Source organism: Rhodanobacter aciditrophus, assembly GCF_050026795.1.
In the GTDB taxonomy this organism is placed as follows: domain Bacteria; phylum Pseudomonadota; class Gammaproteobacteria; order Xanthomonadales; family Rhodanobacteraceae; genus Rhodanobacter_A.
On sequence record NZ_JALBWP010000010.1, the window covers coordinates 416,763 to 443,475 of the forward strand.

The window sequence follows — 26,713 nt, forward strand, 5'->3', positions numbered from 1 at the left end:
CCTGCGGTGCGCAAGACGGCAATCCTGCGGCCGGCGTGCTTCAGCGCGCGGGGGTGATGGGCTTGGCCAGTGCGGCCAGCTTGCCGAACAGCTCCTGCCACTCGGGGTCCCCGGCGGCCGCGGCCGCGGCGCGCAGGTGGCTTGCGGCCGCAGGCGAAAGCGTGCGCGTGCGTTCGGGTTCCAGCTCGATCCGCGGGAGCGGACTCACCTTCACCGCGAGGCTCTCGGCGCGGATGTCGAGGCTGCGTGCGGTCGCGAGAATCTGCGTCTGCAGCAGACGCAGCCGCGTGGCCCAGGCCGGCGTCGAGGCGAGGAACAGCAGCCGCCCGCCGCGCAGGTTCGCGAAACGCACCTCGTCGCGCAGCGGCGGCGCCAGGGTCTGGCGCAGCGCGCGGTCCAGCGCATCCAGCGCGGCGGCCCGACCGGCCAGCGTGGCGAAGGCCCCGCAGGCGCCGAGCGCTTGCGGGCCGCGGGAACGCGGGGCGGTGCGGGACATGGGCCGGCGGCTCCGGGTCGGATCGATGCGTTGATCATACCCGCCACGCGTCGCGCGGGCCGCACTTGAATCCGCGCGCCGGCGCCGCCATGCCGGAAGACCGTCGGGACCCTCGCCATGCGTGCCGTCCGGGTCCGTGTAGTAACATGCCCGTTTGGTTCGCGCCGAGGCGCGGCCTTTGCCCTCGTCATCCGGAAGATCGATGCTCAATCGTGCCCTCACCAGCATTTTCGGCAGTCGCAACGAGCGCGTGCTGCGCCAGTTGTCGCGGATCGTAGGGCGCGTCAATGCGCTGGAGCCCGAGTTCGAGAAGCTGAGCGACGAGGCGCTGCGCGGCAAGACCACGGAATTCAAGCAGCGCGTCGCCACGGGCGAAACGCTGGACAAGCTGCTGCCCGAGGCGTTCGCGGTGGTGCGCGAGGGCGCCAAGCGTGTGCTCGGCATGCGCCACTACGACGTGCAGCTGATCGGCGGCATGGTGCTGCACCAGGGCAAGATCGCCGAGATGCGCACCGGCGAGGGCAAGACCCTGGTGGCCACGCTGCCGGTGTACCTCAACGCGCTGGAAGGCAAGGGCGTGCACGTGGTCACCGTGAACGACTACCTCGCCCGCCGCGACGCGGCGCAGATGGGCAAGCTGTACAGTTTCCTCGGCCTCAGCACCGACGTGGTCTGGCCGGGCATGGACCATGCCGACAAGCACAAGGCCTACGCCGCCGACATCACCTACGGCACCAACAACGAGTTCGGCTTCGACTACCTGCGCGACAACATGGCGCTCAGCAAGGAGCAGCGCTACCAGCGCGGCCTCAACTACGCCATCGTCGACGAGGTGGACTCGATCCTGATCGACGAGGCGCGCACCCCGCTGATCATCTCCGGCCCGGCCGAGGATTCGCCGCAGCTCTACATCGCCGTGAACCGCATCGTGCCGCGCATGATCCGCCAGCCGGAGGAGGATGGCGCCGGAGACTTCTGGGTCGACGAGAAACAGAAGCAGGTGCACCTCTCCGAGGACGGCATGCAACACGCCGAGGAGCTGCTGCGCGAGGCCGGCGTGATCAGCGAGGACAGCAGCCTCTACGACGCCAAGAACCTCGCCGTGGTGCACCACCTCAATGCCGCCCTGCGTGCCAACGCGATCTACCAGCGCGACGTGGACTACATCGTGCGCGACGGCGAGGTGATCATCGTCGACGAGTTCACCGGCCGCACGCTGCCGGGGCGGCGCTGGTCCGACGGCCTGCACCAAGCGGTGGAGGCGAAGGAAGGCGTGCCGATCCAGCGCGAGAACCAGACGCTGGCCACGGTGACGTTCCAGAACCTGTTCCGCATGTACAAGAAGCTGGCCGGCATGACCGGCACGGCCGACACCGAGGCGTTCGAGTTCCAGAGCATCTACGGCCTGGAAGTGGTGGTGATCCCCACCCACAAGCCGATGATCCGCAAGGACAACGCCGACCTGGTCTTCCTCGGCCAGCAGGCCAAGTACAACTCGGTGATCGAGGACATCAAGGACTGCCACAAACGTGGCCAGCCGGTGCTGGTGGGTACCACCTCGATCGAGGTGTCCGAACTGCTGTCCAGCCAGCTGCGCGCGCAGAAGATTCCGCACGAGGTGCTCAACGCCAAGCAGCACGAGCGCGAGGCGCTGATCGTCGCCCAGGCCGGCCGCCCGGGCCAGGTCACCATCGCCACCAACATGGCCGGCCGCGGCACCGACATCGTGCTCGGCGGCAGCCTGGACGCCGAGCTGGCCGCGTTGCCCGCCGAGGCCACCGAGGTGGAGCGCGCCCGCGTCAAGGCCGAGTGGAAGAAGCGCCATGAGCAGGTGCTGGCCGCCGGCGGCCTGCATATCATCGGCACCGAGCGCCACGAGTCGCGCCGCATCGACAACCAGCTGCGTGGCCGCTCCGGCCGCCAGGGCGATCCGGGCTCCTCGCGCTTCTACCTGTCGCTGGAGGACAACCTGCTGCGCATCTTCGGCGGCGAGGGCCTGATCCGCTGGATGAAGCGCTTCGGCATGAAGGAAGACGACGCGCTCGAAGACAGGATGATCAGCCGCCAGATCGAGAAGGCGCAGCGCAAGGTCGAGCAGCACAACTTCGACATCCGCAAGCACCTGCTCGAGTTCGACGACGTCGCCAACGACCAGCGCAAGGTGATCTACCGCCAGCGCGACGAGCTGCTGGAAGGCGAGGACGTGTCCGCCACCGTGGCCGACATCCGTCACGACGTGGTCGAGAGCATCGTGCGCGACCACGTGCCGCCGGAGAGCATCGACGAGCAGTGGGACATCCCCGGCCTCGACCGCGAGCTGGAGGGCAAGTTCGGCCTGGCGCTGGATCTGCCGCACTGGCTGGAGCAGCAGTCGGAAGTCGACGCCGCGATGATCCTCGAACACGTGCGCGGCGGAGTGGACGAGCTGTTCCAGGCGAAGGAGGCGCAGGTCGGCGCCGAGACCATGCGCGCGCTGGAAAAGCACATCATGCTGACCGTGGTCGACAACGCCTGGAAGGAGCACCTGGCGAACATGGACTACCTGCGCCAGGGCATCTATCTGGTGGGCTACGCGCAACAGGACCCCAAGCAGGCGTTCAAGCGCGAGTCGTTCCGCCTGTTCTCCGACATGCTCGACCGCATCAAGGCCGAAGTGGTGCAGATGCTGGCGCGCATCCGCATCCGCAGCGAGGAGGAGGTCGCCGCGATGGAGGCCGAGCAGCAGCGTCTTGCCGAGCGGCTGCAGCGGCAGATGCTGGCCAGCGGCGGCGGCGCGCCCACCGGTGGCCTCGAAGCCGATCCGACCGGCGTGGCCGCCGCCCTGCACCTGCAGCAGCCGGACACGCCGCGCGTCGGCCGCAACGATCCCTGTCCATGCGGCTCGGGCAAGAAATACAAGCACTGCCACGGCCAGCTGGCCTGAGGACTTCTCCTTGCGATCGATCCCTGATCGCGAAAGTCAAATGGGCGGCTGTCCATGGCCGCACTCCTCAGAGAAAACCCCGCCGCGGCGGGGTTTTTCACGGGTGCCGGCCGGCCGCACGGCCACGGTTCAATCGTCGCCGCCAGGCGGCCGTTTGCGGTGTGGATCGGCGTTCACGGTGACGTAGCGCGGTTCCTCGGCGTCCAGCTGCAGCGCAGTGAGCTGGCCACCCCACACGCAGCCGGTGTCGATCGCGTACACGCCGAGGCCCGCGAAGCGGCCCAGCGCGGACCAGTGGCCGCAGACGATGCGCGTCTCGCGCCGGCGCATCCCGGGCACCTCGAACCACGGGTACAGCCCGGGCCGCTGGGTGCCCGGCACGCCCTTGCCCTCGAAGTCGATACGGCCGTTGACGTCGCAGTAGCGCATGCGGGTGAGCAGGTTGATCGTGGCGCGGTGGCGGTCCAGCCCCTGCAGGCGGTTCGACCAGCTGGCCGGCCGGTTGCCGAACAGGTTGCGCAGGATGCGCGGGTAGCGCGGGCTGGACAGCTCGCGCTCCACCTCCTGCGCGGCCTTCTGCGCCTGGCGCAGCGTCCATGAAGGCGCGAGGCCGGCGTGGATCATGGTCCAGCCGAGCTGTTCGTCGTGATGCAGCAGCTTCTGCGAACGCAGCCATTCGAACAGCACCGGTGCGTCGTCGGCGAACAGCACCTCGCGCAACTCGGGGTTCACCTTGGCCTGTGCCTCGGGCTTGCGCAGCGAGATCGCCAGCAGGCTGAGGTCGTGGTTGCCCAGAGTGACGACGCTCTGCTCGCGCAGGCCGTGGATCAACCGCAGCGTGGCGAGCGACTGGCCGCCGCGGTTCACCAGGTCGCCGCAGAACCACAGCCGGTCCGTCGCCGGGTCGAAGCGCAGCTTGTCCAGCAGGCGTTGCAGTTCCGGGTAGCAGCCCTGCACGTCGCCGATCGCGTAAGTAGCCATCCTGCGTTGCCGTCAGTGCAGCGTGCGCGGGATGGACAGGGTGAACGACGGGATCGGCGCCTCGAAGCGGGTGCCGTCGTCGGCCAGCATCTGGTAGCTGCCGCCCATGGTGCCCACCGGCGTCTCCAGCACCGCGCCGGAGGTGTATTCGTAGTCGTCGCCCGGGCGCATCCAGGGCTGTTCGCCCACCACGCCGTCGCCGCGCACTTCCTCCACCTTGCCGTTGGCGTCGGTGATCACCCAATGCCTGGCCAGCAGTTGCGCGGGCACGCTGCCCGCGTTGCGCAGCGTGATGGTGTAGGCGAACACGTAGCGGTTGTCGTCGGGGCGGGACTGGTCGGGGACGAAACGCGTCCGCACCTGCACGTCGATCGTGTAGGGATTGTTTTCGCTCATGCGACGATTGTAAGGCCTGTCGCCGGCGAACGGACGTCCGCGCGGCGGCTTGCGCGGACGCTCAGCGCGCGCCGAGCCGCTTGGCCAGTCGCACGAAATCCTCCGGTGCCAGCGTTTCTGCGCGCGCCTTCGGATCGACGTCGGCGCTGCGGATCGCCTCGGCATCGAGCAGCTGGCGCAACGCATTGCCCAGCGTCTTGCGGCGCTGGCCGAACGCGGCCTTCACCACCGCGTGCAGCAGTTCGGGGGCGGCGTCGTGGCGCTCGTGCGGCGCCAGCGGAATGACCCGCACCACCGCCGAGTCCACCTTCGGCGGCGGCCGGAATGCTGCAGGCGGGACTTCGAACAGCGGCACCACGCGGCAGGCCAGTTGCAGCATCACCGACAGCCGGCCGTACACCTTGCTGCCGGGCTCGGCCGCCATGCGGTCGACGACCTCCTTCTGCAGCATGAAGTGCATGTCCTCGATCGCCGCCGCGTGCTCGACGCAGTGGAACAGGATCGGACTGGAGATGTAATAGGGCAGGTTGCCGGCGATGCGCAGGCGCTGCACGCCGTGGCGGTGCGCCAGCGCGGCGAAGTCCACCTTGAGCACGTCGGCGTGGACCACCGTCAGCTCGCCGACCGCCGCGGCGCGTTCCTGCAACGCGGGAATCAGGTCGGTATCCAGCTCGATCGCGGTGAGGCTGCCAGCCGCGGCCAGCAGCGGCAGCGTGAGCGCGCCTTCGCCGGGGCCGATCTCAACGAGGAAGTCGCCCGAGCGCGGTGCGATCGCGCGCACGATGTCGTCGATGTAGCGACGGTCGTGCAGGAAGTGCTGGCCGAAGCTTTTCTTGGGGCGGGCGTTCATGGGGTTCTTCGCAAGATTGGCCCCTCATCTCGTTCCTCTCCTCGCTCCGCAGAGCTGGCGCCATCCATGGCGCCTCCCCGCGTGCCCCGCAGGGGAGAGGATGGATGAGTGGCGCGACGCTCCACGAGTTCCAATGCCATGTTCGCGGCGGCGACCAGGCTGGCGGGGTCGGCGCGACCGGTGCCGGCGAGGTCCAGCGCGGTGCCGTGGTCGACCGAGGTGCGGATGAAGGGCAGGCCGAGGGTGAGGTTGACGGTGCGGTCGAAGGCTTCGCTCTTCAGCACCGGCAGCGCCTGGTCGTGGTACATCGCCAGCACCGCGTCGTAACGCGCACGCTGCGCGGGCACGAAGGCGGTGTCGGCGGGCAGCGGGCCGAGCAGCCGCATGCCTTCGGCACACAGCTCTTCCAGCAGCGGAATGATGGTGTCCAGTTCCTCGCGGCCCAGGTGGCCGCCTTCGCCGGCGTGGGGATTCAGGCCCAGCACCGCGATGCGCGGCTGCGCGATGCCGAATTTCCCGCGCAGCTCCGCGTGCACGATGCGCAGTGACCGTTCCAGTGCGACGCGGGTGATCGCCGCCGGCACCGCGGCCAGCGGCAGGTGGGTGGTGGCCAGCGCCACGCGCAGTTCCGGGCTGGCCAGCATCATCACCACGTCGGCACCGGCGCGTTCGGCGAAGAACTCGGTGTGGCCGCTGAAGCGGATGCCGGCCTCGTTGATCGAGGCCTTCTGCAGCGGCGCGGTGACCACGGCCGCGTAGCGGCCGGCCATGCAACCGTCGGCGGCCTCGGCCAGGGTGGCCAGCACGTGGTGTGCGTTGCGTGGATCGGGCTGGCCGGGGGCTTCCACCGTGCCGAGCGGCACATGGTGCACGCGCAGGCTGCCGGGATCGCGTCGTTCGCGCGGCGCGCCATCGTCGTCGGTGAAGACGACGCCCAGGCCGCAGCGTGCGGCGGCACGTTCGAGCAGGCCACGGTCGCTGATCGCCACCAGGTCGGCCGCCAGCGGCGTGGCGGCCAGCCGCGCAATCAGCTCCGGGCCGACTCCGGCCGGCTCACCAGCAGTGACGGCGAGCCGCGGGAGCGCCATGCCGGTGGCTCTTAGGACGCTTTCCCGGCGCCGGCCGGCGTGTTGACCTCGTCGCGCAGCGCCGGCACCAGCACGTGGATGTAGGCGTTGGCGCGCAGGTCGCGCAGGAAGTCATCGTAGGCCTGTTCGGCCTTGCGGTTGCCGATCGCCTGGCGGGCCTGGTCGCGTTCCATCTGCGTGGTGAGGTCGCTCTGGCGGGTGCCGAGGAGCTGCAGGATGTCCCAGCCGCTACCGGTCTGGAACGGCTTGGATACCTCGTTCGGCTTGAGCTGCGCGAGCTGCTGCGCGATGGCGCTGCCCCACGCCTGCTGCGCGAACCAGCCCATGTCGCCACCGAGGTTGGCGGTGGTGTCGTCCTTGGAGTTTTCCTTGGCCAGCTTGGCGAAATCGGCGTGCTTGTCGACGATCTGGTCGTACAGCTCCTGTGCCTTCTGCTGGGCCTGGGCGGGAGACATCAGCTCGCTCGGCTTCAGCAGGATCTGGCGTGCGTGGTACTCGGTGACGATCTGCTTGGACGGCGCGCGCTGGCCGATCAGCTTGATGATGTGGAAGCCGGTGGGGCCGCGCAGCGCAGGGCTGACGTCACCGGGCTTCATGTTGGCCACGGTGTCGGCGAAGGCCGGCGGAATCTCGTCCATGCGGCGCCAGCCGAGGTCGCCGCCGTCCAGCGCGTCGGGCGCGTCGGAGTAGCGGATCGCCGCCGCGTTGAAGTCCATGCCGCCCTTGATCGCGTTGATCGCCTGCTCGGCCTTGGCCGCCGCAGCCTGGATCGCGGCGGCATCCGCGCCGCCCGGGATGCTGATCTGGATGTGCGCCAGGTGTACCTCGCCGGCCTTGTAGGCGGGGCTGGCGAGCAGGTTGTCGATCTCGCTGTCGGTGACCGAAACCTGGTCGTGCACCACGCTCTGGTGCAGGTGCTGCACGGTGAGCTGGTCGGCCAGCTGCTGGCGGAACGCGGTGAAGTCCTCGCCGCTGCGCTGCACTTCGGCGCGCAGCTGGTCAGGGTTCATCTTGTTCTGCTGCGCCACTTCGGCCACCGCCTGGTCGACGTCGGCATCGGAGACGTGGATGCCCTGGTCGTCGGCCTTCTGCAGCTGCAGCTTCATCAGGATCAGTCGGTCCAGCACCTGCTGCCGCAGCACGTTCATCGGGGGCAGCTGGCCGGGCTGGCTGGCGTATTGCTGCTGGATCGAGCGCACGGCGTTGTCGAGCTCGCTTTGCAGGATCACGTCCTCGTTCACCACCGCCACGATGCGGTCCAGCGGTTGGGCCTGGCCGGCGGGCGCGGCGCCGGGGCTGGCGCCGGGCAGCAGCTGCGCCTGCGCGGGCAGCGCGAGCACGAGGGCGGGCAGGAGCAGGGCGAGGAATCGCTTCATCAGGGAGCAGCCGAAGAGTGGGTACAGCGGTTTATTGATAGCCGAGAATATCACGGTGCAGCAGCGGGTCGATCTGGCCGCCGGTGGAGCCCAGGCCCTTGAAGACGACCTCGAACATCACCGCGTTGTCGCGCAGGTTGGTCTGGCCCGGCGTCCTCGGCGGCACGACGCCGTAATAACCCTGGTTCACGTAGCTGCGGTCGACCAGCCGCAGGGTGACGCAACAGCTGTCGTACTCCACGCCGGCCAGCGCCTCGATCGTGCCCTTCAGCGGGTTGACCACGCCCTTGACCGGCTTCGCATACGTCCATGCGCCGATCAGGCGCCAGCGCTCGGACAGCGGGTAGACCGCCGAGGCGCTGTATTGTTCCATCAGCCCGCGCCGGTAGCGGTAGGCGAAGTTGACCACGCCGTCCAGGCCCAGCCGCCCCTGCAGCTGCAGCATCGCCATGTCGGTGCGGCGGGTGTTCGGACTCCACTGGTAGGAGCTGCCGAGGCGCCAGCGGTCGCTGAGCTGGAGGTCCAGCTGGGCCACGTAGGACGAGCCGGACCAGTCGGTGACCTTGCCGCCCGGCATCTGCACCTTCTGCGGGGCGAAGTAGCGGATCTGGCCGAAGCTCGCGGACAGCCGCTCCACGCCGCCGTCGTCAAGCAGGCGGGTGGTGATGGCGGCGGTGAGGTTGTTCGCGTTCATCTGGCGGTCCGCGCCGGAGAACTGGTTGGTGGAGAACAGCTGCCAGTAGTCGAACGACATCAGGCTGGTGTCGAACAGCGGCAGGTTGTCCTGGTTGCGGTAGGGCACGTACAGGTAGTACAGCCGCGGTTCCAGCGTCTGCGTGTAGCTCTGGCCGAACAGCGAAGCATCGCGGTCGAACACCAGGCCGCTGTCCACGCTGACCACCGGCAGCGCACGGCTGGGCGACTTCTGCGTGAACGGGGTCGTCGTGCCGCTGCCCAGCAGGCCGTAGTAGCCGTAGTCCCGGTAGCCGTTGCTGAGCTGGTAGGAGGTGTAGCGGTACGCCAGGCGCGGGCGCACGAACCAGCCCGGCGTGCCGAAGTCGGCGCCGACCCAGGGCTGGATGTCCTCGCGGCTGCCTTCCACGAACCCCGGCTTGCGGAACGCCGTGAACTGGTTGGCCATGCCGAATTCCAGCCAGCGGTTCAGCGGCAGGTCCAGGTTGAAATTGGCGTACGGCAACTGCCGGTAAGGCAGTGATGCGTCGGTGAGGAACGGGTTCATGTTCTGGTAGGCGGTGCCGCCCAGCGAGGCGTTCCACCATTTGCCGCCACCGGATATCTGTGCGCCGGACGCCAGCGCGTACACCGGCGCGCCGCCCAGGTTGCTGCCGAAGTCATAGTAGAAGCTGTTGTCCGAGCTGCGGTTGATCGAGGTGTTGAAGTTCCAGCTCTGCCACAGGTGGGTGCTGTCGCTGAAGTGGACCAGGTAGCGCCGCGTGCCCTGGGTGTCGGTGGTGGCAAGCGGGTCGGTCTGGCCGTGGTCGTTCGGCAGGTACTGCACGTCCAGCATGCCGCTGGTGCCCGGCAGCAGGTAGCGGAACTCGGTGTCCAGCATGGCGCCGCGCAGGGTGTAGACGCGCGGATCCAGCGTGGCGTCGTAGTTCGGTGCGAGGTTCAGGTAGTACGGCGTGCTGAGCATGTAGCCCGAGCGGCTGGTGTGGCCGATCGTGGGATACAGGAAGCCGCTCATGCGGCGGTTGTCCACCGGGAAGCTGAACCACGGCAGGTAGATCAGCGGCACGCTGCCGACCCGGAAGGTGGCATTGCGCGCCACGCCGCGGCCGGTGTCCTTGTCGACGGTGATCGACTTGCCGCGGAACTCCCACAGGTGATGGCCCACATCGCAGGTGGAGTAGGTGGCCCGCGAGTAGCGGGTGTGGTCGGCGTCGAACATCTGCGCCTTGCTGGCGGTGCCGTTGCCGCGCGAATCCAGCATCTGGTAGCGCACGTCGTCGGCGGTACCGGTGCTGGCGTCGTTGTTGCCGCGGGCGCGGGTGGCGGCGAGCAGCTGGCCGGCATCCTGGTAGCGCACGTTGCCGCGCGCGTCGTAATCGGTGGTCTCGTCGTTGTAGTCGGCCGTGTCCGCCTGCAGCCGCTGGTCGGCGCGTTCCAGGCGCACGTCGCCGGAGAGGTGGTAGACGGTCCGGTCGGAACTGTCCACGTGCTGCGCGGTCACGTAGGTGTTGCTGCTGTCGCGCAGGCTGCTGTCGCGACTCAGCGTGGGGTCGTAGAACTCCAGCATCGCGTTCGGGCGGCACATCGCGTAGTTGTACGGCCGCGGCGGGCAGTGGAAGGAACCGAGCGGACAAACCTGCTCGCTGCCGTCCAGCGAACTCTTGCGTTGTTGTCCCGGGGTGCCGCCCATGGCTTCGACGGGGCCGCCGATCAGGGCAAGCGCGGCGGCAACCGCCAGCAGGCGTCGTGGAGGGAGCTTGCGCGTCACAATGGAAACCCGGCGGCCGTGAGGCCCGTAAAACTAGCAGAAACACCCCAGATCAGGCAGGCGCAGGGCCTGCGAGGGTGGCGAGGGTTCGGTGATGAACGAACCCGGGCTGGCCAGAAGCGAGGCGGAACGGCGTGCCGAGCTCAGTCCGGGGCGGCCACTGCGCTGCCGTCCAGCGGCAAGTGGTGCCACCATCATGCCGCCGGCGCCCATGTCTGCGTCGCCTGTCGCAGCGCCCTGTTCGGTTCGGACGGCAAATACGATTCCGGCTCGGGCCGGCCCGGCTTCCGGCAACCGCCGATCCCTGCCGCGGTGGCCAGCTTCGACGACGACAGCCATGGCATGCGCCGCATCGAGGTGCGCTGCGCGCATGGCGACTCGCACCTGTGGCACATGTTCCCCGACGGCCCGAAGCCCACGGGACTGCGCTACTGCATCAACTTGCTGGCGCTGGAGGTCGTGCCGGTGTAGGCGCGCACCCGGCACGCGGATGCCCGCGCGCTCGATCCAGGCCAACGCCGTCGCGCACCGGTTGCGTCGCTACTCCAGCAGCGCCCCGACGTGCGCCGCCGCGCTGGCTGCCAGCGCGGTGAGGTCGTAGCCACCCTCCAGCGTGGAGACGAGATGGCCGTCCGCGTGCCGGTTCGCCAGCTCGACCAGCTTCGCGGTGATCCAGGCGTAGTCCTCGCTGCCGAGGCACAGGTCGGCCAGCGGGTCGCGCTGGTGCGCGTCGAAGCCGGCCGAGACCAGCAGCAGCTGCGGCCGGAACGCATGCAGCCGCGGCAGCAGGTCGCCCTCCCACAATTCGCGGAACAGGTACGAGCCGTCGCCGGCCGACAGCGGGCGGTTGAGGATGTTGCCCGCGCCCCGTTCGTCCGGGCCGCCGCCGCCCGGATACAGCGGCATCTGGTGGCTGGAGGCGAACAGCACGCGCGGCTCGCGCCAGAAGATGTCCTGCGTGCCGTTGCCGTGGTGCACGTCGAAGTCGGCGATCGCCACGCGCTTCAGGCCATGCGCCGCCAGCGCGTGTGCCGCGGCCACCGCCACGTTGTTGAACAGGCAGAAGCCCATCGCCCGTTCGCGCGTGGCGTGGTGGCCGGGCGGGCGCACCGCGCAAAATGCGCGGCGCACGTGGCCGCCGCCGAGCACCGCGTCCACCGCGGCCACCGCGGCGCCGGCGGCGCGCAGCGCGGCCTCGGCGGAGCCGGGCGACAGCAGGGTGTCCTCGTCCAGCCGCAGGGCCTTGCCGGCCGGCACGGCGGCGAGGATACGTTCGACGTGGGCCGGCGTGTGCACGCGCAGCAACTGCTCGCGGCTGGCGCGCGGGGCCTCCACGCGGTCCAGCGCGGCATAGCGGTCGTGGTCCAGCGCGTGCAGCACGGCGGTGAGTCGCGCCGCCGATTCCGGGTGGCCGGGGCCGTTGTCGTGCTGCAGACAGGCCGGATGGGTGTACAGCCGCAGCATGCGGCGGCTTCAGCCGGCGGTGGGCTTGCGCCGCCGCTCGTGCTGCCACAGCACTTCGCCGTGGCCGCCGGCGCGCGCCAGCACGCGGCACAGCACGAAAAGCAGGTCGGAGAGGCGGTTGAGGTAGCGCTGCGTCTGCGGTCGTACTGCGGGTTCCGCGTGGCGCAGCGTGATCACTTCGCGCTCGGCGCGGCGGCACACGGTGCGCGCCAGGTGGCAGCAGGCCGCGGCCATGCCGCCGCCGGGCAGGATGAATTCCTTCAGTGGCGGCAGCGGCTCGTTGAAGGCGTCGAGCACGGTTTCCAGTCGCGCGATGTCGGCATCCGCGACCATCGCCATGCCGGGGATGCACAGCTCGCCGCCGAGGTCGAACAGTTCGTGCTGGATCTGGACCAGCGCCTCGCGCACCACCTCGTCCACGCCCTCGCAGGCCAGCACCATGCCGATCGTGCTGTTGAGTTCGTCCACGGTGCCGTAGGCGACGACGCGCGGCGAATCCTTCGACACGCGCGAGCCGTCGCCCAGGCCGGTGGAACCGTCGTCGCCGGTGCGCGTGTAGATCCTGGAGAGTCGGTTGCCCACGTCAGTGCTGGGTCTGGCCGCCATGCTGCGCGGCGCGCGACAGCTGGGTCGCCAGCGCGTGCAGCGCGGCGCCCAGCGCCACGTAGGCGGCGGTGCCGGCGAGGAACGGCAGGTACCAGTCGCCGAGGTTGGCGAACCACGCGGCGAGGTTGCGCGGCGCGGGCACGCTGGCGCTGATCCAGTAGAAGCTGCCGTTGGAGATCAGGTAGCACAGGCCCTCGGCGACCAGCAGCGCGGCGACGGCCAGGCCCAGCGTGCGCAGGTTCAGGCCCTGCTGGCGCTTCGCCAGCCAGCTGCCGCCCAGCCACAGCGCACCGTAGGAAGGCGCCAGGAACCAGTAGGCCGGCGACACGCAGTAATGGCTCCAGAAGTCGATGCCCTGGCCGGTGATGACCAGGTAGTCCGCCAGCACGGCTTCGGCCATCAGCAACGGAAAGGCCCAGCGGCCCTGGCCACGCAGCCAGAACCCGGCGAGGAAGAACACGCCCCACGAGGCATCCCACAACGCGTGGTGCAGCAGCGAGGGATGGATGCGGGTGACGCCCATCACCAGGGCCAGGCCCAGGAAGATGGCCAGGCGTCGGGTCGTTGAGGTTGCCATTGTGGACTCCGTGCAGCTCGGCGGGATTCAGACGCCCAAGTTTATCCCAATGCGGCCGGACTGATGCGGGAATGTCGTGCCCGTGCGCCGGTGCCGCGCCGCCGCGTATCATCCGGCGCATGAATCCCACCGCATCCCATGCCGCCGGCGGCGTGCTGATCGTCGGCGGCGGCCTGGTCGGCGCCAGCCTCGCCATCGCGCTGGACGCCGCCGGCGTCGCCGCCACCCTGGTCGAGGCCGCCGCGCCGCACACCGACGCCCAGCCCAGCTACGACGAGCGCAACCTCGCTCTGGCCCGCGCCACCGTCAACGGCCTCGCTGCGGTCGGCGTGTGGCCGCATGCGGCGGCGCAGGCCACGCCGATCCGGCACATCCACGTCAGCCGCGCCGGCGAGTTCGGCAGCGCGCGCATCGACGCGGAAAAGCACGGCGTGGATGCGCTGGGCTGGACCCTGCCCGCGCGCGAACTGGGCGTGGCCCTGCTGCGCCGGCTGGACGAATGCACCCGGCTGACCCGGCTTGCACCCGCAAAGCTCGAGTCGCTGGAACCGCTGGCCGCTGGCTGGCGCGCCCGCATCCGTACCGCCGGCGGCGAACGCACGGTCGATGCCGCACTGCTGGTGGGCGCCGACGGTACCGAGTCCTTCGTGCGCGGCCAGCTCGGCATCGGCGCCGAGCACCACGACTACGGACAGACCCTGTTCGTCGCCACCGTCACGCCGGAGCGCGCGCATGCCCATCGCGCGTTCGAGCGCTTTTCCGGCCATGGCCCGGTGGCGCTGCTGCCGCTGGCCGAGCAGCGCTGCGGGCTGGTGCTCACCGTGCCGGCGGAACAGGCCGGCGAGGTCGCTGCGCTGGACGATGACGGCTTCGTCGCGCTGGCGCAGCAGCGCTTCGGTTGGCGTCTGGGCCGGCTGTCGCGTCCGGGCAAGCGCCACCCCTACGCGATCCGTCGCGTCGCCGCGCAGCGCCTCGTCGGCCCGCGCGCGGTGCTGGTGGGCAACGCGGCACAGACCGTGCACCCGATCGGCGCGCAGGGCTTCAACCTCGGCCTGCGCGATGCGCTGACCCTCGCCGAGCTGGTGGCCGCGGCGGACGACCCGGGCGCGCCCGAACTGCTGGAGCGCTACGCCGCGCGCCGCACGCCCGACCGGGAGGGCACCATGGCGATGAGCCATGGCCTGGTGCGTCTCGCCTGCCTCGAACAACCGCTGCTGGCCCCGCTGCGCTCGCTGGCGCTGCTTGCCCACGACCGTTTCGCGCCGCTGCAACGCAGGCTGGCGCGCCATGGCATGGGCTTCCGTGGCGAGCCGCCGCGCGCGGTGCTGGAGCGCCTGCCATGAGCGTCTCGCACTACACCCATGCGCCGCGTCGCGGTCCCGCGCTGGATGTTGCCGTGGTCGGCGGCGGCATGGTGGGCGCCGCCGCGGCGCTGGCATTGGCCCGGGCCGGCTTCGCCACCGCGCTGCTGGAGGCGCGCGCGCCGCAGCCGTGGCATGCCGACGACGAGGTGGACCTGCGCGTGGTGGGGCTGGCGCCCTCGTCCATCGCGCTGCTGGAGGATCTGGGCGTCTGGACGTCCATACGGCAATCGCGTTGCGGTCCCTACGCGCACATGCACGTGTGGGACGCCGAGAACGGTGCGGCCATCGACTTCGATGCCGCGGACGAAGGGCGCGACCTGCTTGGCCACATCGTCGAGAACAACCTGGTGCAGTGGACGCTGTGGCAGGCGCTGGAGGCGGCGGGCGTGCGCCGGCTGTGCCCGGCCGAGGTGCTTGGACTGGATGCGCGCGAGGATCGCGTGGTGCTGGACCTGGCCGGTGGCGAAAGCCTGTCCGCGCGGCTCGTGGTGGCTGCCGACGGCGCGGCCTCGCCGCTGCGTGCGATGGCCGGCATCGGTGTCCGTGGCCACGACTACGCGCAGCGCGCGGTGGTGGCGCATGTGGCCACCGAACGGCCGCACGGACGGACGGCGTGGCAGCGCTTCCTGCCCACCGGTCCGCTGGCGCTGCTGCCGCTGGCCGATGGGCGCAGTTCCATCGTGTGGTCGCTGCCCGAGGCCGAGGCGCAGCGCGTGCTGGCGCTGGACGACGAAGCCTTCATGGGCGAACTGGGTGTCGCCAGCGATTTCCGGCTGGGGCGCATCGTGTCCACCACGAAACGTGCCGCGTTCCCGCTCCGGCTGCAGCTGGCCGAGGCCTACCAGGCGGAGCGCCTAGTGCTGCTGGGCGATGCCGCACATGCGGTGCACCCGCTGGCGGGGCAGGGCGTGAATCTCGGTTTGCGCGACGTGGCCGAGTTGCGCGACGTGCTGGTCGCCGCGCGCGAGGCGGGCCGCGACTTCGCCGCCGCCCATGTGCTGCGCCGCTATGCGCGCCGCCGCCGCAGTGCCGACACGCTGGACGCGCGCGGTTTCGACGCACTGGCGCGCATCTACGCCTGGCAGGCGCCGGCGTTGGTCGCCGTACGCGGTCTGGGCGTGCGCCTGCTCGACAGGCTGGCGCCGCTCAAGCGGCGCCTCGCGGAGCACGCAGCCGGGCTTTGATGCTTTGTTTTTGCGTTCGTCCGAGAACGCGAAAGTCGAACGGGCGGCCATCCATGGCCGCACTTTCAAGCAAATGCGATCATTCCCGATCGCGAAGATCAAATGGGCGGCCATCCATGGCCGCACTCCTCAAAAACGAAAGCCGCTTCTAGCTGATTCTCGCCGCTAATCAGGTTCCATTTGAAGGAGGGTTTCGCCATGCGCCACATCCGTTGTCTCGCCGCATTCCTGCTCGCCGGTTTCGCCTTCGCCGCGCAGGCGAAGATGGTGCATCGTCCGGTCGAATGGACGCTGGACGGCACCCGTTTCCACAGCGTGCTGGTCTACGACAACGCCACGAGCGCAAAGCGCCCGGGCCTGGTGATGGTGCCGAACTGGTTCGGCGTGAACGACGAGGCGATCAGGAAGGCCGAGACGATCGCGGGCAAGGACTACGTGATCCTGCTCACCGACATGTACGGCGCCGGCGTGCGTCCGCAGCTGGACAATGCCGACCAGGCACAGGCCGCGGTGAAACCGCTGTACGCGAACCGCGCCCTGATGCGCCAGCGCGTGAACGAGGCGCTGGCCCAGCTCAGGGCGCAGGCGAAGGACGCGCCGATCGACACGGCGAAGCTCGCCGCCATCGGCTTCTGCTTCGGTGGCGCGGCGGTGCTCGATCTCGCGCGCAGCGGCGCGGACGTGGCCGCGGTGGTTTCCTTCCACGGCGACCTTTCCACCGACGATGCATCGATGGCGAAGCACATCAAGGCCCGCGTGCTGGCGATGAACGGCGCCGACGACACCTGGACGATGAAGGACGCCGACAAGTTCATGGACGAGATGCGCCAGAGCCCCGCCGACTGGCAGTTCGTGGTGTTGGGCCATGCGGTGCACTGCTTCACCGAGGTGGGCGAGAACTCGCCGGGCTGCAAGTACGACGCGAAGATCGCGGCGCGCTCCTACGGGTTGATGCGTGCGTGGTTGCGGGAGGCGTTTGCGGGGCGCGATTGATCGCGCCGGTTGCGCGCCATGCGTTGGGTTCAAGGCGGTTTCGGTCGCCTGCCGGCGCCCGAGTCACTTTTCTCTGGGTGGCCAGAGAAAAGTAACCAAAAGAGAGGCCACCCCGGTTGGCGCTTGCCGGGCGTCCTGCCCGGCAAGTCCGCGAGGCGTGGCCGGGCTTTTCGAGCGGGCTCCTGCCCGCGCGAAAAGGCGAGTCCATCCGTGGACTCGCCCGCTGCGCGGCCTTGTCGTCCCCGCCTCACCGCCGCCCAGGGGCCCCACAAGAGCAGGCGCGCATCGTGCGCGCCAGAAACCAAAGCGCAGCGAGCTTGCAGCGCTTCGCTTTGCTCCGGCTGTTGCTTCTGCGCGCCGGGAGCGCGCTGTATTACCCGTAGCCCGCCCGCGCACCCGGAAGGCAGGATGCCTGGAGGGCGCGCCATCGGGGTGGCCTCTCTTTTGGTTACTTTTCTCTGGCCACCCAGAGAAAAGTAACTCGGGCGCCGACAGGCGCTCGAAACCGCTTTAAGGCTGCCTGAATATGCGGGTTGATTGCCGCAGACTAGCCATATGGCCGAGAAAGAGCTCAGCGGCCGGTGATGCGCTCCGCATCCAGTTCATCCGGCGGCACCACCGGCGCATCCGGATGCGCGGCGGCCTCCAGCTCGGCGGCTTCCACTGACGGCGTGCGCCAGCCCGACTTCACGCCCCACAGGTAGAACACGAAGCCGATCACCGCGACCACCACGAGGTCCCAGCCGTAGGGAAGGTAGCCCTGGCCGCCGAAGGTGGTGCTGCCGGCCCAGGAGACGACGGCGATCGTGGGCAGGTAGGCGACCAGCCACCAGGCGCCCTTCATCTGGCGGCCGAAGTCGTGCCAGCCGCTTTTCGCCTGGTAGTAGAAGTAGATCGGCAGCGCCACGACCATCAACAGGATGATCTCGCCGGTCAGCGGCCACTTCGCCCAGTACAGCAGTTCGGTGGACATCACGAAGGCGATGCCGGCGAGCACGGGCAAGCCGGCCAGGCGCAGCGGGCGGTGCAGGCCGGGCGCGGTGCGGCGCAGGGTCATCACGCTGACCGGGCCGGTCAGGTAGGAGATGATCGTGGCCACCGAGATCACCGCCGCCAGCGTGCCCCAGCCGCGGAAGAAGAACAGGAACAGGAAAGACACCACCAGGTTCACCCACATCGCCGGGCGCGGCACGCCCCACTTCGGATGGACGCGGCCGAGGATCTTCGGCAGCGTGCCGTTGCGCTCCATGCCGTAGAGCATGCGCGCGGTGGTGGCGGTATAGGTCATGCCGGTGCCGCTGGGGCTGATCACGGCATCGACGAACAGCAGCGTGGCCAGCCACTGCAGGCCGAGGATGATCGCGAGATCGGCGAACGGCGAGGAGAAGTTGATGCCGTGCCAGCCGATGTTTGCCAGCATCTCGCGCGGCACCGCACCGATGAAGGACACCTGCAGCAGCACGTAGATCACCGTCGCCAGCACAATCGAGCAGACGATCGCGAACGGGATGCTCTTGCCCGGGTTGTGCGCCTCGCCGGCAAGGTTCACCGGGCTCTGGAAGCCGTTGAAGCTGAACACGATGCCGGCGATCGCCACCGCGGTGAGCACGGAGGCAAAGTCGATCGAGTGCGCCTCGCCGTGGATGCCGACGCTGAAGTTCTCGGAATGGAAGCCGCTGGCGATCAGCAGCAGCGCGGTGAGCGCCGGGATCACCAGCTTGAACACGGTGATCGCCGCATTGGAACGCGCGAACAGCTTTACGCTCCAGAAATTCAGCAGGAAATAGCAGAACACCAGTACCGCCGCGATAGCGAGGCCGGGGTGGCTCAGCTCGCCATGGCCGCCGGGCGCCTGGTGGTAGAGGTTCTTCGCCCACTCCCACTTCCACGAGGACATGTATTGCGCCGAGGCCTCGGCCTCCACCGGGATCACCGAGACGATCGCGATCCAGTTCGCCCACGCCGCGATGAAGCCCACCAGCGAGCCGTGCGAGTAGTGGCCGTAGCGCACCATGCCGCCGGATTCGGGGAACATCGCCCCGAGTTCGGCATAGGTCAGCGCGATGAACAGGATGATCACCGCACCGATCACCCACGCCCAGATCGCGCCGGGGCCGGCGATCTGCGCCGCGCGCCAGGCGCCGAACAGCCAGCCGGAACCGATGATCGAGCCCAGGCCGGTGAGCATGAGGGCGAACGGGCCGACGTCGCGGCGGATCGAGCTGCTGGAAGACATGGAAACTCCTGAAGCGCGCGGCTGCGCATCCCCGAAAGGGGCCGATGGTTGCAGACCGGGGGGCGCCTGTCACCCCGCGAAGGTCATGTGCGCCGTACGCGGCGGTACGCGATGTGCGCGAAATCCGGCGTCGCAGGTGGCGCCGGGCAGGGCGGGATGCGCATTCCGCAGGCGCCGGGGGCGCGGGCCTCGGCACTGATCACGTTCACCGCGAGGCCGGCGCGCGAGGTCGAGGCTGGGTCAACATGCGTTGAAGCGCATGTGGGTCCGGGCGAGGGCGAGCCGTGAACCGGCGCGCGGGAAATGGCGGAGTCGACCTCGCGCCTAGCACTCGATCACGTTCACCGCGAGGCCGCCGCGGCTGGTTTCCTTGTACTTGTCCTTCATGTCACGGCCGGTGTCGCGCATGGTCTTGATGACCTTGTCGAGCGAGACGCGGTGCTTGCCGTCGCTCTTCAGCGCCATGCGGCTGGCGTTGATCGCCTTCACCGAGCCCATCGCGTTGCGCTCGATGCAGGGGATCTGCACCAGGCCGCCGATGGGGTCGCAGGTGAGGCCGAGGTTGTGTTCCATGCCGATCTCGGCGGCGTTCTCCACCTGGTGGATGCTGCCGCCCAGCGCGGCGGTGAGGCCGCCGGCGGCCATCGAGCAGGCCACGCCGACCTCGCCCTGGCAGCCGACTTCGGCGCCGGAGATGGAGGCGTTTTCCTTGTACAGGATGCCGATCGCGGCGGCGGTGAGCAGGTAGTCGAGGATGCCGTGCTCGTCCGCCTTCGGGCAGAAGCGCAGGTAGTAGTGGCCCACGGCGGGCACGATGCCGGCGGCGCCGTTGGTGGGTGCGGTGACCACGCGGCCGCCAGCGGCGTTCTCCTCGTTCACCGCCAGCGCGTACAGATTCACCCAGTCCAGGATGGTGAGCGGGTCCTTCAGCGCGGCCTCGGGCTGGTTGCGCAGTTCCTCGGCCATCGCCGGCGCGCGGCGCGCCACGTGCAGGCCGCCGGGCAGGGTGCCGGGCGAGCGCAGGCCGCGGCTCACGCAATCCTGCATCGCCTTCCAGATGGTCAGCAGGCCGGCGCGGGTCTCCGCCTCGGGGCGCCATACCGCCTCGTTGGCCAGCATGACCTGGGCGATGCTGAGGCCGTGCTTCTCGCACAATGCCAGCAGTTCGTCGCCGGTGGAGAACGGATAGGGCTGCTCGGTGGTGTCGGCGACGATGCGGTCCTCGGCCGCCTCGTCGTTGTTCACCACGAAGCCGCCGCCGACGGAGTAGTAGTCGCGCGTGGCCAGTTCGTTGCCGTCCGCGTCGTAGGCAGTGAAGCGCATGCCGTTGGTGTGGAACGGCAGCTTCTGGCGCTTGTTGAACACCAGGTCGGCCTTCTCGTCGAACGCGATCTCGCGCTTGCCGAGCAAGCGGATGCGGCCGGACTTGCGGATGCGCTCGAGGATGCCGGGGATCGCGTCGGCGTCGACCGTGTCCGGATGCTGGCCTTCGAAGCCAAGCAGCACCGCCTTGTCGGTGCCGTGGCCGCGGCCGGTCATCGCCAGCGAGCCGTACAGCTCGGCGCGCACGCGCGCGACGCGGTCCAGCACGCCCTTTTCCTCCAGCCAGCGCTCGGCGAAGCGTGCCGCGGCGCGCATCGGTCCCACCGTGTGCGAGGAGGACGGCCCGATGCCGATCTTGAACAGGTCGAATACGCTGACGGCCATGGTTGCGCGCGGACGGAGAAGGGAAACCGCTATTCTACGCGGGCGTTTTCCTCCCGTATCCATCCGCCGGCGCATGTCCGATCTCGTGCTCTACCAACGCGACTACTGCCACCTGTGCGACCTGGCGCTCGCCGTGATGGCCGAGGCGCAGGCGCCGGAGTTCGACAGCGTGTGGGTGGACGACAGCGCGGAGCTGGAGACGCGCTACGGCACCCGCGTGCCGGTGCTGCGCGATGCGCGCGACGGTCGCGAGCTGGACTGGCCGTTCGATGCGGCGGCGGTGCGCGGGTTTCTTGCCGCCGCCTTGTAGGAGCGCACCGCGGGCCCGACCGGCGGAGGCACAGCGCGAATCGCGCACGGGGTGCGCTCGGGCAGGCGCATCACTTCGCGGTCATCACCAGGTGCGCGTGCACCTTCACGTCGGCGCCGATCACCGAGGTGTCGGCGTAGTCGCCGCCACCCACGCCGAAGTCCAGCCGCTTGAGCGTGCCGGCCACGTCGAGCGTGGCATTCCTGCCCTGCGGCCTGAAGTCCACGGCGAGGCTCACCGGCCGGGTGACGCCGCGCAGGGTGAGCTGGCCGTCGGCGACCACCTTGCCGCCCACCTGGCGGAAGCCGGTGGTGACGAAGTGCGCATCGGGGTACTGCGCCACGTCGAAGAAATCCTTGCCCGGCAGCGCGGACTGCTGGTCCTTGTCGCTCACCGCGACGCTGGCCATGGTCACATCCACATCGAACTTCGACTGCGCCAGCTGCGCGGGGTCGTAGCTGATCGCGGCACGCCACCGCCTGAAGCTGCCCTCGAAGCTGGCGCCCTGGAAACTGCCGGTGAAGCCCAGCGTGCTGGCGGGCTGCACCGTGTAGTCGGCGGCCAGCGCCGCGCCGGACAGGGCGAGCGCAAGCAGTGCGCCGGCAGCGAGACGGGTCATCGTTTTCATCGGCATCACTCCTTCTCGTTCTCGTCGCGCAGCTCGCCGAACGGCAGCATGCGCCTCAGCACGTCGTCCCGGTCGAACACGTGGTGCTTCAGCGCGGCACCCGCGTGCGCCACCAGCACCAGCACCAGCAACCAGAACAGGTATTCGTGCGCCGCGTGCGAGAGGTGGCGCAGCGCGTCATCCTTCGCGGCGATGCCCGGCAGGTTGAACAGCTTGAACCACTGCAGCGGCTTGCCGGTCACCGAGTTGTACCACCAGCCGCTCACGGGCAGCGCCAGCGCCAGCAGGTAGAGCGCGGCATGCGTGGCGCGCGCGGCAAGCTGCTGCCAGCGCGGCGCGGGCTCTTCGCGCGGGCGGCCATCGGCCATGCGCCATGCCAGGCGCAGCAGCATCAGCGCCAGCACGGTGAGGCCGATCGACTTGTGCAGCGCCAGCCAGTTGATCTTCTGCATCGGGTTGCGCGCCAGGTCCATGCACAGGCCGAACACGCCGTTGCCGAGGATGGCCAGCGCCACGATCCAGTGGAAGGATTTCGCGATCGCGCCCCAGCGGCGGTCGTCGCTGCGCAACATCATCGGGTGTCCCTGGCGGCATGGGTGTCGGTGGAGGATTGATCGTCGCGGATCGCCTCGAGTTCCATCCACACGGATACGCGGTGGCCGATCGAGCCGGGGAAGGCCGTGATGCCGAAGTCGGTGCGGTCGAGGCTGGCGGTGGCCGAGAAGCCGGCGACGGTGTGCAGGCCGTACAGCGTGCGGGCCACACGGTTGAGGCGGAACGGTATGTCGAGCGGGCGGCTCGTGCCATGCAGGGTGAGCGTGCCGTGCAGCACGCCATGGCTGGCGTCGGTGCGTTCGACCGAACGGCTGACGAAATGCGCCTCGGGGTACTGTGCGCAATCCAGCAGCGCATGCCCGCAGACTGCCTTGCTCCAGCCGGCGTCGCCCATGTCCAGGCCCGCCAGGTCGATGTCGAGCTCGGTGCGCGCGTGGCTCCAGTCGTCCGTGTCCAGGCGCAGCCAGCCGCGGGCGATGTGCAGCCGCCCGAACGGCCGTGAATAGCCGTCGTGGTCGATGCTGAAGACGATCTGGCTGTGCACGGTGTCGTAGCGATACTCGTGCGTGGCGGCGAGCGCGGTCGTGGCCGTTGCAAGCAGCAACAGCGACAACCAGCGGGAGGGATGCGCGCGGGTCATGCGGCGAAGTCTGGACGATTGCCGACATCGGCGCCAGCGGCGGGGCGCGGAACGCAGCGTTCGCCGCGATGACCAATGTCGCCGACGCGGGGCGATACGCGCTCGCACGGGCATCGCGCTTTTGGCATGATGGGACGGAAGGGCAGGGGATACACCATGTTCGCATCGCTCGTGCTGGCTGCCGCCTTGTCCACCGCCGCGCCGGTGGCAGGCGCCGGCGCCGCGGGGCACGTGGCTGCCGCCCCCCCGGCCGCGGGCTTGCTGTCTACGCCGCAGTTCCGCCGCTATGGCCAGGCCGACGGCGTCCCTTCGGGCGCGGTGTATTGCATGGTGCAGGACCACAACGGCGTCATGTGGTTCGGTTCGGCCGAGGGACTGGTCCGTTACGACGGCGTCGCCTTCAAGGTGTTCAGCCACGCGCAGGACGACCCCGACTCGCTGCCGGCCAACCAGACCTACGCGTTGTACGTCGACCGCGACAACCGGATCTGGGCAGGCGGCGTGACCAGCGGCCTGATCCTCTACGACCAGCACACCCGGCGCTTCCGCGCGTGGTCGCACGATGCGAAGAAGCCGGCCAGCCTCGCCGGTGACGAGGTCTGGAGCATCGCGCAGACTGCCGACGGGAGCATCTGGGTGGCCACGCACGCCGGGCTGGATCGCCTGCGGCCCGGCTTCGACGGTTTCGACCACATCGTGCTGCCGGCGACAGCATCGGCAGCGGCGGCGCCGGCCACCGGGGAGGTGCGCGCGCTGTTCGTCGATGCCGACGGCCGGCTGTGGATCGGGGCAAGCCAGGGGCTGTTCGTGCGCGAGCGGGACGGGAGCATCCATGCCGTGCCGGTAGCGGCGGGCTTTCGCGGCGACCTGCACCGGATCTGGCGCATCCAGGGACGGCCCGGCGAGATCCGCGTGGCGACCTTCGACGGACTGCTGGTGATCGGCAAGGATGGCGTGGCGCGGCCGTTCGCCAGCCGGCGCCTGGCGGCGTTGAACGTCTCCATCACCGGCAGCGCGCGCGATGCGCAGGGACGGCTGTGGCTGGCCAGCACCGACGGCGTGCTGCTGGCCGATGGCGACGGCGGCCTGCAGCACATCGTCAGCCATCCGCTGCTGCCGGGCGGCCTGCCCGGCACGCATGTCTGGCAGGTGATGCGCGATCGCGAGGGCGCGTTGTGGTTCGGTTTCGACCAGGGCGGACTGGCCTACCTGCCGCCGGACTGGAGCGGCTTCACGCGTTTCACCCATGTCCCGGACGATCCGGGCAGCCTCGACGGCACGTCCGTGCTGACCGTGCTCGCGGGCCACGAAGGCCGTCTGCTGGCAGCCGGTTTCAGTGGCTGGATCGATGCGCTGGACGCGCGCACCGGCGAGGTGCGGCATCTTCCGCGCGTCCTGCACAGTGGCGTCTCCTCGATGGCGCAGGACGCCAAGGGCCGGCTGTGGATCACCATGGGCGGTGCGGTGGTCCGGCTGGAGCAGGGCAAGGCGACGGCGCTGGACATCGCCAAGGCGGGCATGACGCGGCCGGTGTTCATCAGCGCACCCGGCGACGGCCGGATCTACGTGGCCTCCTGGGGCGAGGGCATCTTCGCGATCGATCCCGGCAGCCTGGCGATCACGCCGGTGCCGCTGCCGAAGGGCGTGGACAACGTCGCGATCGCCGACCAGCTCAGGGCCCACGACGGCACGCTGTGGCTCGCCAGTGCCGGCGGCCTGCTGCGGCTGGACCCGCAGCGCGGCCGGATGGAGATGGTGCCCGGCGTGCCGCATGCCGAAGTGCTGGCGATCGACTTCGACGCGAACGGTTTCTGGCTGGTGTCGCAACAGGCGCTGTCGCATTACCGCTACGCGGGCGGTGCGGCGGTGCGCGACCGGTCCATCGACATGCGCCACCAGCCGTTCCTGCCCAACCTGATGTCGATCCGTGCCGACCGGCAGGGCAACGTGTGGTTCTTCGCCAACCCCGGTCTGTGGCGGATGGATGCGCGCACGCACCGCTTCCGCAGCTTCGGCGCCGCGCAGGGCTTGCTCAACACGGAGTTCACCAACGGTTCGACCGCGGTGTTTCCGGATGGCAGCATCTTTGCCGCCAGCAACGGCGGCGTGGTGGCGTTTCGTCCCGACGAATTGCCGAAGCAGGCGCCGGCGCCTGCCCCGCAGCTGACGCTCGGCAGCCTCAGCGTGAATCGCGGCGGACATGTCCAGGCGCTCGATGCCGCGCCGGGAAGCGGAGTGCGCATCGGCTGGCGCGACCGTGACCTGCGCGTGCAGGCCCGGCTGGCTTCGTACATCGATCCGGTGGCCAACCGCTACCGCTTCCGCTTGCTCGGTCTCGATCCCGACTGGGTGGACGTCGGCGACCGCGGCGAGCGCGAGTTCGCCGGCCTGCATGCGGGCGACTACACGCTGGACGTGATGGCGACGGGCGCGGAGGGGGTGTGGTCGCACCTGCCGCAGCCGCTGCACATCCATGTGGAGGCGCCGCCATGGCAGCGGTGGTGGGCGTGGCTGCTGTATGTGCTGGCGGTGGCGGCGGCGGTGGGCTGGGCGATGTGGGCGTGGCGGCGGCGGCTGGCGCAGCACCACCGGATCGAGCTGATCGAGCAGCGGCGTGCGCTGGCGGAGCAGGCGAGCGCGGCGAAGACGCAGTTCCTGGCGACACTGAGCCACGAGATCCGCACGCCGATGACGGGCGTGATGGGGATGGCGGAGCTGCTGCTGAACACGCCGCTGGACCGGAAGCAGCAGGACTACACGCGGGCGATGCAGCGCTCGGGCGGGATGCTGCTGAAGCTGCTGAACGACGCGCTGGACCTGGTGCGCATCGACGCGGGCCGGCTGGAGCTGGAGCCGGCGCCGTTCGATCCGCGCCAGCTGGTGGAGGACGTGGCGCAGCTGGAGCAGGGTCAGGCGTGGAGCAAGGGGCTGCGCTTCGAGGTGGAGCTGGGCGGGGAGCTGCCGGCGCGGGCGGTGGGCGACGCGGTGCGCATCAAGCAGGTGCTGCTGAACCTGGCGAACAACGCGCTGAAGTTCACCGAGCGCGGCAGCGTGACGCTGCGGGCCGCGCGCAGCGGCGACAGCCTGCTGTTCAGCGTGAGCGACACCGGTCCGGGCATCCCCGAGGGGAGCCAGGCGCGGCTGTTCCAGCGCTTCGAGCAGGAAGAGAGCCCGCAGCGCCGGGCGGGGAGCGGCCTGGGCCTGGCGATCTGCCGCGAGCTGGTGGAGATGATGGGCGGCAGCATCGAGCTGCAGTCGCGGCTGGGCCACGGCAGCACGTTCCTGGTGCGGCTGCCGCTGATCGAGGTGGGCCATGCGCCGCACGGGCACGCATCGCCGTCGCCGGCGGGCGGGCAGCCGCTGCGGCTGCTGCTGGTGGAGGACGATGCGATCGTGGCGGCGGTGATCACGGGGCTGCTGCAGCAGCAGGGCCATGCGGCGTGCCACGTGGCGAACGGGCTGCTGGCGCTGGCCGAGCTGGACCGCGTGGCCTACGACGCGGTGCTGCTGGACCTGGACCTGCCGGGCGTGGACGGCTTCCAGGTGGCGCGGCTGATCCGCCAGCGGGAGGCGGGGAAGCGCGTGCCGATCGTGGCGGTGACGGCGCGCTCGGGGGAGGCGGACGAGGCGCGGGCGCGCGAGGCGGGCATGGACGGCTTCCTGCGCAAGCCGCTCAGCGGCGACCAGCTGGCGGCGACGCTGGCGCGCGTGCTGCCTGGTGCGCACGCGGCTGAAAGCGCGACGAGCGCAACCGGACAGGCGGCGTCGACGGCCGCGCCCGCGCAATCGCGATGAAGCGGCGCCCCGGCCGCATTCGCTTCCCCGGTCCCGTTTTGGCATGATCCGCGGACAAGGCGGCGCGGGCCGCGCGGGATCGC

General features: G+C 69.8%; 22 protein-coding genes. 7 read left to right on the forward strand and 15 right to left on the reverse strand.

Annotated features, from left to right (window positions below):
• Positions 1 to 40 precede the first annotated feature (40 nt).
• Positions 41 to 496: a DciA family protein gene (locus ACQGNW_RS06790; protein ID WP_426662376.1), complete on the reverse strand. Its 456-nt coding sequence runs from the start codon at positions 494 to 496 to the stop codon at positions 41 to 43.
• Positions 497 to 698: 202 nt separating this feature from the next.
• Between ACQGNW_RS06790 and secA the strand changes: the two genes are divergently transcribed.
• Entirely contained in the window at positions 699 to 3,419 is a 2,721-nt protein-coding gene (gene secA, locus ACQGNW_RS06795; protein WP_426662377.1) for a preprotein translocase subunit SecA, read from the forward strand.
• A gap of 129 nt (positions 3,420 to 3,548) precedes the next feature.
• Here secA and ACQGNW_RS06800 read toward each other — a convergent pair whose 3' ends face one another.
• The 6 genes from ACQGNW_RS06800 to ACQGNW_RS06825 all read right to left on the reverse strand — a co-directional run bounded on the left by ACQGNW_RS06800 (position 3,549) and on the right by ACQGNW_RS06825 (position 10,571).
• Positions 3,549 to 4,400: a symmetrical bis(5'-nucleosyl)-tetraphosphatase gene (locus tag ACQGNW_RS06800; protein ID WP_426662378.1), complete on the reverse strand. Its 852-nt coding sequence runs from the start codon at positions 4,398 to 4,400 to the stop codon at positions 3,549 to 3,551.
• Positions 4,401 to 4,412: 12 nt separating this feature from the next.
• Complete coding sequence (gene apaG / locus ACQGNW_RS06805) at positions 4,413 to 4,796, reverse strand: Co2+/Mg2+ efflux protein ApaG (protein ID WP_426662379.1); 384 nt, start codon at positions 4,794 to 4,796, stop codon at positions 4,413 to 4,415.
• Positions 4,797 to 4,857: 61 nt separating this feature from the next.
• Positions 4,858 to 5,646, reverse strand: coding sequence for a 16S rRNA (adenine(1518)-N(6)/adenine(1519)-N(6))-dimethyltransferase RsmA (gene rsmA, locus ACQGNW_RS06810; protein ID WP_426662380.1), 789 nt, complete (start codon positions 5,644 to 5,646; stop codon positions 4,858 to 4,860).
• On the reverse strand, positions 5,643 to 6,734 hold the full coding sequence (gene pdxA / locus ACQGNW_RS06815; RefSeq protein WP_426662381.1) for a 4-hydroxythreonine-4-phosphate dehydrogenase PdxA: 1,092 nt from the start codon (positions 6,732 to 6,734) through the stop codon (positions 5,643 to 5,645). Before pdxA ends, rsmA begins: the two co-directional genes overlap by 4 nt.
• 11 nt (positions 6,735 to 6,745) lie before the next feature.
• On the reverse strand, positions 6,746 to 8,110 hold the full coding sequence (locus ACQGNW_RS06820) for a peptidylprolyl isomerase (protein WP_426662382.1): 1,365 nt from the start codon (positions 8,108 to 8,110) through the stop codon (positions 6,746 to 6,748).
• A gap of 31 nt (positions 8,111 to 8,141) precedes the next feature.
• A complete protein-coding gene (locus ACQGNW_RS06825) occupies positions 8,142 to 10,571 on the reverse strand; it encodes an LPS-assembly protein LptD (RefSeq protein WP_426662383.1) in 2,430 nt (809 codons plus the stop codon).
• Positions 10,572 to 10,589: 18 nt separating this feature from the next.
• Between ACQGNW_RS06825 and msrB the strand changes: the two genes are divergently transcribed.
• Positions 10,590 to 11,042, forward strand: coding sequence for a peptide-methionine (R)-S-oxide reductase (msrB, locus tag ACQGNW_RS06830; protein WP_426662384.1), 453 nt, complete (start codon positions 10,590 to 10,592; stop codon positions 11,040 to 11,042).
• A 69-nt stretch (positions 11,043 to 11,111) separates the two neighbouring features.
• Here msrB and ACQGNW_RS06835 read toward each other — a convergent pair whose 3' ends face one another.
• From ACQGNW_RS06835 to ACQGNW_RS06845, 3 genes are read right to left on the reverse strand one after another with little or no spacing between them, the layout of a single operon-like run.
• Positions 11,112 to 12,032, reverse strand: a complete 921-nt coding sequence (locus tag ACQGNW_RS06835; protein ID WP_426662733.1) for a histone deacetylase family protein — start codon at positions 12,030 to 12,032, stop codon at positions 11,112 to 11,114.
• Positions 12,033 to 12,044: 12 nt separating this feature from the next.
• Positions 12,045 to 12,617, reverse strand: coding sequence for a cob(I)yrinic acid a,c-diamide adenosyltransferase (locus ACQGNW_RS06840; RefSeq protein WP_426662385.1), 573 nt, complete (start codon positions 12,615 to 12,617; stop codon positions 12,045 to 12,047).
• 1 nt (position 12,618) lies between these two features.
• Positions 12,619 to 13,218: a hypothetical protein gene (locus ACQGNW_RS06845; RefSeq protein ID WP_426662386.1), complete on the reverse strand. Its 600-nt coding sequence runs from the start codon at positions 13,216 to 13,218 to the stop codon at positions 12,619 to 12,621.
• Positions 13,219 to 13,337: 119 nt separating this feature from the next.
• Between ACQGNW_RS06845 and ubiH the strand changes: the two genes are divergently transcribed.
• The 3 genes from ubiH to ACQGNW_RS06860 all read left to right on the forward strand — a co-directional run bounded on the left by ubiH (position 13,338) and on the right by ACQGNW_RS06860 (position 16,759).
• On the forward strand, positions 13,338 to 14,561 hold the full coding sequence (gene ubiH, locus ACQGNW_RS06850; RefSeq protein ID WP_426662387.1) for a 2-octaprenyl-6-methoxyphenyl hydroxylase: 1,224 nt from the start codon (positions 13,338 to 13,340) through the stop codon (positions 14,559 to 14,561).
• A complete protein-coding gene (locus ACQGNW_RS06855) occupies positions 14,558 to 15,766 on the forward strand; it encodes a UbiH/UbiF/VisC/COQ6 family ubiquinone biosynthesis hydroxylase (RefSeq protein ID WP_426662388.1) in 1,209 nt (402 codons plus the stop codon). The genes ubiH and ACQGNW_RS06855 overlap by 4 nt, the downstream gene beginning before the upstream one ends.
• A gap of 198 nt (positions 15,767 to 15,964) precedes the next feature.
• The gene (locus ACQGNW_RS06860) at positions 15,965 to 16,759 is read left to right on the forward strand and encodes a dienelactone hydrolase family protein (RefSeq protein ID WP_426662389.1); all 795 of its coding nucleotides are present in this window, start codon (positions 15,965 to 15,967) and stop codon (positions 16,757 to 16,759) included.
• A 571-nt stretch (positions 16,760 to 17,330) separates the two neighbouring features.
• Here the strand turns inward: ACQGNW_RS06860 and ACQGNW_RS06865 are convergent.
• Both ACQGNW_RS06865 and ACQGNW_RS06870 read right to left on the reverse strand, forming a co-directional pair.
• Entirely contained in the window at positions 17,331 to 18,995 is a 1,665-nt protein-coding gene (locus ACQGNW_RS06865) for an APC family permease (RefSeq protein ID WP_426662390.1), read from the reverse strand.
• A 324-nt stretch (positions 18,996 to 19,319) separates the two neighbouring features.
• The gene (locus ACQGNW_RS06870) at positions 19,320 to 20,702 is read right to left on the reverse strand and encodes an L-serine ammonia-lyase (RefSeq protein ID WP_426662391.1); all 1,383 of its coding nucleotides are present in this window, start codon (positions 20,700 to 20,702) and stop codon (positions 19,320 to 19,322) included.
• Positions 20,703 to 20,775: 73 nt separating this feature from the next.
• Here ACQGNW_RS06870 and ACQGNW_RS06875 point away from each other — a divergent pair, with 73 nt between their 5' ends.
• Positions 20,776 to 21,012 carry a glutaredoxin family protein gene (locus tag ACQGNW_RS06875; RefSeq protein WP_426662392.1) on the forward strand — a complete coding sequence of 79 codons (237 nt, stop codon included), beginning with the start codon at positions 20,776 to 20,778 and terminating at the stop codon, positions 21,010 to 21,012.
• 70 nt (positions 21,013 to 21,082) lie between these two features.
• On the opposite strand, the gene ACQGNW_RS06880 is transcribed toward ACQGNW_RS06875, so the two are convergent.
• The 3 genes from ACQGNW_RS06880 to ACQGNW_RS06890 are packed head-to-tail and all read right to left on the reverse strand — an operon-like array spanning position 21,083 to position 22,835.
• Positions 21,083 to 21,631, reverse strand: a complete 549-nt coding sequence (locus tag ACQGNW_RS06880; protein WP_426662734.1) for a YceI family protein — start codon at positions 21,629 to 21,631, stop codon at positions 21,083 to 21,085.
• A gap of 14 nt (positions 21,632 to 21,645) precedes the next feature.
• On the reverse strand, positions 21,646 to 22,215 hold the full coding sequence (locus ACQGNW_RS06885; protein ID WP_426662393.1) for a cytochrome b: 570 nt from the start codon (positions 22,213 to 22,215) through the stop codon (positions 21,646 to 21,648).
• Positions 22,212 to 22,835 carry a YceI family protein gene (locus ACQGNW_RS06890; RefSeq protein ID WP_426662394.1) on the reverse strand — a complete coding sequence of 208 codons (624 nt, stop codon included), beginning with the start codon at positions 22,833 to 22,835 and terminating at the stop codon, positions 22,212 to 22,214. The genes ACQGNW_RS06885 and ACQGNW_RS06890 overlap by 4 nt, the downstream gene beginning before the upstream one ends.
• A gap of 156 nt (positions 22,836 to 22,991) precedes the next feature.
• On the opposite strand from ACQGNW_RS06890, the gene ACQGNW_RS06895 reads away from it, so the two are divergent.
• Positions 22,992 to 26,630 carry a hybrid sensor histidine kinase/response regulator gene (locus tag ACQGNW_RS06895; protein ID WP_426662395.1) on the forward strand — a complete coding sequence of 1,213 codons (3,639 nt, stop codon included), beginning with the start codon at positions 22,992 to 22,994 and terminating at the stop codon, positions 26,628 to 26,630.
• The last annotated feature ends 83 nt before the right edge of the window (positions 26,631 to 26,713 follow it).

What these genes read in the sequence shown, in the direction of transcription:
- ACQGNW_RS06885 (WP_426662393.1), bottom strand. Translation starts at nt 22,215, where the DNA reads ATGATGTTGCGCAGCGACGACCGCCGCTGGGGCGCGATCGCGAAATCC.
- ACQGNW_RS06855 (WP_426662388.1), top strand. Translation starts at nt 14,558, where the DNA reads ATGAGCGTCTCGCACTACACCCATGCGCCGCGTCGCGGTCCCGCGCTG.
- secA (WP_426662377.1), top strand. Translation starts at nt 699, where the DNA reads ATGCTCAATCGTGCCCTCACCAGCATTTTCGGCAGTCGCAACGAGCGC.
- ACQGNW_RS06845 (WP_426662386.1), bottom strand. Translation starts at nt 13,218, where the DNA reads ATGGCAACCTCAACGACCCGACGCCTGGCCATCTTCCTGGGCCTGGCC.
- pdxA (WP_426662381.1), bottom strand. Translation starts at nt 6,734, where the DNA reads ATGGCGCTCCCGCGGCTCGCCGTCACTGCTGGTGAGCCGGCCGGAGTC.
- ACQGNW_RS06880 (WP_426662734.1), bottom strand. Translation starts at nt 21,631, where the DNA reads ATGACCCGTCTCGCTGCCGGCGCACTGCTTGCGCTCGCCCTGTCCGGC.
- ACQGNW_RS06875 (WP_426662392.1), top strand. Translation starts at nt 20,776, where the DNA reads ATGTCCGATCTCGTGCTCTACCAACGCGACTACTGCCACCTGTGCGAC.
- ACQGNW_RS06870 (WP_426662391.1), bottom strand. Translation starts at nt 20,702, where the DNA reads ATGGCCGTCAGCGTATTCGACCTGTTCAAGATCGGCATCGGGCCGTCC.
- rsmA (WP_426662380.1), bottom strand. Translation starts at nt 5,646, where the DNA reads ATGAACGCCCGCCCCAAGAAAAGCTTCGGCCAGCACTTCCTGCACGAC.
- apaG (WP_426662379.1), bottom strand. Translation starts at nt 4,796, where the DNA reads ATGAGCGAAAACAATCCCTACACGATCGACGTGCAGGTGCGGACGCGT.
- ubiH (WP_426662387.1), top strand. Translation starts at nt 13,338, where the DNA reads ATGAATCCCACCGCATCCCATGCCGCCGGCGGCGTGCTGATCGTCGGC.
- ACQGNW_RS06865 (WP_426662390.1), bottom strand. Translation starts at nt 18,995, where the DNA reads ATGTCTTCCAGCAGCTCGATCCGCCGCGACGTCGGCCCGTTCGCCCTC.
- ACQGNW_RS06820 (WP_426662382.1), bottom strand. Translation starts at nt 8,110, where the DNA reads ATGAAGCGATTCCTCGCCCTGCTCCTGCCCGCCCTCGTGCTCGCGCTG.
- ACQGNW_RS06790 (WP_426662376.1), bottom strand. Translation starts at nt 496, where the DNA reads ATGTCCCGCACCGCCCCGCGTTCCCGCGGCCCGCAAGCGCTCGGCGCC.
- ACQGNW_RS06800 (WP_426662378.1), bottom strand. Translation starts at nt 4,400, where the DNA reads ATGGCTACTTACGCGATCGGCGACGTGCAGGGCTGCTACCCGGAACTG.
- ACQGNW_RS06860 (WP_426662389.1), top strand. Translation starts at nt 15,965, where the DNA reads ATGCGCCACATCCGTTGTCTCGCCGCATTCCTGCTCGCCGGTTTCGCC.
- ACQGNW_RS06890 (WP_426662394.1), bottom strand. Translation starts at nt 22,835, where the DNA reads ATGACCCGCGCGCATCCCTCCCGCTGGTTGTCGCTGTTGCTGCTTGCA.
- ACQGNW_RS06895 (WP_426662395.1), top strand. Translation starts at nt 22,992, where the DNA reads ATGTTCGCATCGCTCGTGCTGGCTGCCGCCTTGTCCACCGCCGCGCCG.